This window comes from Microseira wollei NIES-4236, assembly GCF_020521235.1.
In the GTDB taxonomy this organism is placed as follows: Bacteria; Cyanobacteriota; Cyanobacteriia; order Cyanobacteriales; family Aerosakkonemataceae; genus Microseira; species Microseira wollei.
The window spans coordinates 1-4,526 of sequence record NZ_BLAY01000344.1 but is presented as its reverse complement, the minus strand read 5'-3'; the positions used below and the strand labels follow the sequence as shown (position 1 = coordinate 4,526).

Below are 4,526 nucleotides of genomic sequence, written 5' to 3'. Positions count from 1 at the left end.
GCTACTGCCCAAGGAGGCAATGTAAGACCAAAACCGTATGGTCGCAAGTCCACTACGGTCAAGGCTGTTGCTGATGAATTGGGAAGCCCGCGCTCTATCGCTTTGCGATCAGCGTCGGGTAGTTCACCGAGCTGAAGCATCAATTGCTCGCCACCACCTTGAAAGATACCATCTCGATCGTTATTCAAGGTGCGCTGTCCCTTGGCGGCATAGGGGCTAGGGGCGTGGATTTGATCGGTGAGCGCATCGTCGAAGTAAAGCTGCGACGTAAACTCGTAACTTTGTTCGGAGGCAGAATTAGTGCGAATCTTGAAGTGGATGTGAACAGTTCTGCCTGGATACCAACCGGGGTAGATTGTAACGAACTCGACGGTGCCATTTGCGTCAGTCACTTGATAGCCGCGCAGGAACTTTTTCCCGACAGTATTGAAACTCCGATCCGTCGCATCCGAATAGACACCCATTGCATCGCAGTGCCAAATATCCACGATCGCATCCATCAGAGGCGCACAAGAAGAACCATCGATGCGAGAAACTTGAAATGCCAAACGCAGCGGTACTCCCTGCTTTACCGAACTGTCCGACGGATCTGACCGGATATCCGAGCGGTTAAGTTTCTCATCCACGAAATAGGGGCCTTCTGTTTGTTGCGGTTTCACTACACAAGAAGGAGTCGGTTTTGCTGATGCAGACTGTCCGCGCAGCCATCCCACCAGCAATACAGAAACAATTCCCCCGATAAAGCCCAGCATCTCTCGACGGTTTAGTAGGGAGATTGTTTTTACACGGTCTTTTTTCATCGCATTTGCGGCTAATAGATATAGTTGAACCAAAAATTGCCCTATTTTTTGGTCGAGAACGCATCACGTCCGATTCGATGTCATACCAAATCCGGCAAGGACAAGCTCTATAATCTTCTTCCTCTTTTTCTTGGCGTTCTTGGCGTCTTGGCGGTTCATTTAAAAATCGGGTAATCGAAGCGGATAATGTTCTGATGCGTTCACCACGTACCCATCTTGAACGCGAATGATGCGTTTGGTTTGTTCTGCGATGTCGGGTTCGTGGGTAACCAGAACGATCGCCATCCCTTGTTGATTCAATTCGGCGAACAGATTCATCACATCTTGCGAGGTTTGAGTATCCAATGCGCCTGTCGGTTCGTCGGCTAATACTAACGCCGGACGATTGACTAAGGCAGGCGCGATCGCCACTCGTTGTTGTTGTCCCCCAGATAACTGACTCGGACGGTTATTCATCCTTTCCCCCAAACCAACTCGCTTTCTTCGCTTGCTTCGCTCTTTCTCGACGCACCGACTGGGGAACATTGGCATACACCATCGGTACCATCACGTTTTCCAGGGCAGTGGCGCAAGGCAGTAAATTGAATTGTTGAAACACAAATCCAATCCTTTGATTGCGGACATATGCCAGTTCATCGTCGTTAAATGTGGTGAGGTCGCTGCCTTCAAATACATCATCTCCGCTCGTAGCGCGATCGAGACAGCTGATAATATTCATCAGCGTGGATTTTCCCGAACCGGATGCGCCCATAATCGCCACGTATTCCGCTTCTTCAATCGCTAAATTAATCCCTTTGAGAACCGGAACCGTAATTTCTCCCAGTTGGTAGGTTTTGGTAATGCCTTCCATCCAAATCATCGTTGTTACAATCAATCGCTCCTCAGTGCTGCAATCGGGTCGAGGTTGGCGGCATTGCGGGCAGGAATTACCCCGGCAACGAGTCCGACTGCGGTTGATAATCCAAACGCGATCGCAACTGACAACCCGGAAACAACAAATGGAAATTTAAAAATCAAAGACCCGCCAAAGGCGATCGCAATCCCAGTGCCTGCGCCGATCTTGCCGCCAAGGGTCGAGATGGCGATCGCTTCGACTAAAAATTGCGTCAAAATCGCGGATTTCGTTGCGCCCAAGGCTTTGCGAATCCCTATTTCCCGCGTGCGTTCGACTGCGGAAACCAACATAATATTGGCAATGCCGATGCCGCCGACTACGAGAGAGATTGCTGCGAGCGCAACTACCATAATCGTCAGGAATCCCACCGTATTAGAAAATGCGTTGACCAAATCTGCTTGGTTTGTGATGCGGAAATCATCGTTTGCCGGATTGTAGATGTTATGCCGCAATCGCAACAAATTTGTCACCTGAAACCTTGCGGCATTCAGGGCAGCTTGGTTTTCGCCTTTGACTAAAATGGCACTGACTGAAACTCCAGCCAGGGCGTTATTTCCCACAATGCGCGACGACATGCTGGTCAAGGGAATAAAAATTGCATCATCGCGATCCATTGGTCCAGTACTGCCTTTGGGTTCCATAATCCCGATGACTCGGTAAACTTCGCCTCGGATGCGAATTTTCTCATCCAATCCGGTGTTATTACCAAATATTTTCCGTTGTACTGTGGGACCAAGAACGGCAACTTGAGCCGATTCATTCAATTCTTCTTGGGTGAAATAGCGTCCGATTTGAGGATGAACCTTGCGCGCATCGGGATAGTTTAAGTCGGTGCCGTAAATCGTCGTATTCGTATTTGTGCCGCCTGTGCTTGACGCTGTAAAGTGGCGGAAACAACCTTAGCAGAAGGCGCTTCTTTCGCAATCGCTTTGGCATCTTCCCACGTCAAATTACTAATCGATCCAGCACTTCCCACGATGTTGCCGCTGCCAGATGCACCGGGCGAAATTTGCAACACATCGGTTCCCAAAGATTGAATTTGCTGTTCCACGCTTTTTTGAATTCCTTGTCCGATTGAGGTAATCGAAATTACCGCTCCGATGCCAATAATCACCCCTAACATTGTCAATCCTGTGCCAAGTTTATTACTCCACAACGCTTCTGTGGCAATTCCCACCACTTCTGTACAGGCGACCTGCTGAGTTAATTTTCCCCTTGACTTCTTCATCTCCACAGTGAAAAGATTTATCAATTTTTTTGCCAAACTTGGCAACTCCTGCTATACTCCCGTCAATACTTATTTATAAGCTTTATGTATGCTAAAAATATTTTTGATTTAAACATACAATCATTTGGTCGCTTTACATTGTCATAGGTTGATGACATTTAAAAAAGTGACATACGAGTTGACAGTACTTTCAGAAGGTGGTAAATAAGAATGTTGGAGAGGTATGTCGAAAAAAAAAGCAACCTTGAAAGCCTTGCAATTGCGTTAGTGATTTTTTGGCTGATATGGCAAACTTAACAGTAACCAAGTTGTTGATTTCTGTACGGTTGACACTGGGTTAAGTTTGTAGGTGGGGAGTCTACAAAGTTTTTGCATGAAAGCACCATGGGAAAATCCGGGAGGGGGAGGAGGGTTATTTCCAGTATTTCCACTATTTCTGGATGAGTTGCGATCGCTGCGATTCATACCGGGGAATGGGCTGCGCGCGTCTGATTTTGGTTCCATGCCGGGTGGAAAGCTGATTAAGACTTGTTCGGTGCCGGTGAGTCCAGATTTGACTTGGGTGCGATCGCCCACGGTAATGCCAAGTTGAATCGGTTTGAAGGCAGGTTTATTGTCTTCACCCATGACATAAACGCCTGTGGTGCCGTTTTGTTGGCGGATGATGGCGGCGGAGGGAGCCAGAATCGAGTTGTCCGACTTGAAATTGAGCTTGCACGCTCATACCGGATTTGAGCAATTGTTGGGCGGCGGGTTCCAGGGAAACTCTCACCTCAAAGCTGGTGACGTTTTGGGTTGTGGTTGCTTGTGCCGCAACTTGGGCGACCCTTCCAGTAAACCTGCGCTCGGCAAAAGCATCGGCGGTAATCTTCACCGACTCACCGACTTGAACGCGAGAAATTTTCGCTTGATCGAGATACGCCACGACTTGATTGGTTGCAGCCAGGGTCAAAATCGAGTTCGAGGCGGCTGCTTGAGAGTTACTTCCAGCAGTTGTTGGGGTGAGCTAAACCTACTTAAACTAAGTAGTCTGCGATCAATTGCTGTCTGAGTGAGGGGAAGTGTGCCACATGGAATGCTGATGTGACTATTGCGCCAACGCCATGGAAGCTGTTTTCGGAAAGATAGATACCACGGATCTGGATGCAACGGTTCAAGTCTGGTAGTCATGGTAAAGAAGATTTGACGAGAGAACGCGACGTTGCCGTAACAGACTGGTCATATACAAGCCCGCGATTAGCAAGCCCAACCACCCAATCCCATTGATAATGGGAAAAACTGCCTCAAGTCCGAAGGTTTCCAAGGTATGAAGGTGGAGGAGAAATCCTGCCCATTGGCGCTGATGAAACGATTTAGCAATCGAGAAGCCGATTCCGGTGACGATCTGGTTGAGTAATCGCACAGCAAAAGCGATCGCCAGCCAGCGATGATATTTGCGAAAAAGGCGATTCATAAATCATCTCTCGATCAATTCTGTTGACATCCTCCCGCCGCTAATTCGGAGTACCGAATATAGCGGGGGATTCCAAAGATTGCTCTTTAGGCTTCCTCTTTCCACGAGTTGACTTACTTGGAGGAGTTTCCCCACCCAAATATTGGTCAG

4 protein-coding genes and 2 pseudogenes are annotated in these 4,526 nt (G+C 48.3%); all 6 read right to left on the bottom strand.

All coding sequences use genetic code 11. The features are described 5' to 3' along the window. The coding region (locus tag MiSe_RS47785) for an intradiol ring-cleavage dioxygenase (RefSeq protein WP_226594307.1) at nt 1-800 on the bottom strand (800 nt) is incomplete at its 3' end. Nucleotides 801-959: 159 nt separating this feature from the next. Further along, nucleotides 960-1,659: pseudogene (locus MiSe_RS54380) on the bottom strand (ABC transporter ATP-binding protein). Nucleotides 1,660-1,670: 11 nt separating this feature from the next. Next, nucleotides 1,671-2,923, bottom strand: a pseudogene (locus MiSe_RS54375) (ABC transporter permease). 264 nt (nt 2,924-3,187) lie between these two features. Next, nucleotides 3,188-3,586, bottom strand: coding sequence for a hypothetical protein (locus MiSe_RS47765; RefSeq protein ID WP_507770244.1), 399 nt, complete (start codon nt 3,584-3,586; stop codon nt 3,188-3,190). Then, entirely contained in the window at nt 3,543-3,875 is a 333-nt protein-coding gene (locus MiSe_RS47760; RefSeq protein WP_226594302.1) for a beta-barrel domain-containing protein, read from the bottom strand. Before MiSe_RS47760 ends, MiSe_RS47765 begins: the two co-directional genes overlap by 44 nt. Before the next feature lie 201 nt (nt 3,876-4,076). Further along, entirely contained in the window at nt 4,077-4,376 is a 300-nt protein-coding gene (locus MiSe_RS47755; RefSeq protein ID WP_226594300.1) for a peptidase, read from the bottom strand. Nucleotides 4,377-4,526: the final 150 nt, after the last annotated feature.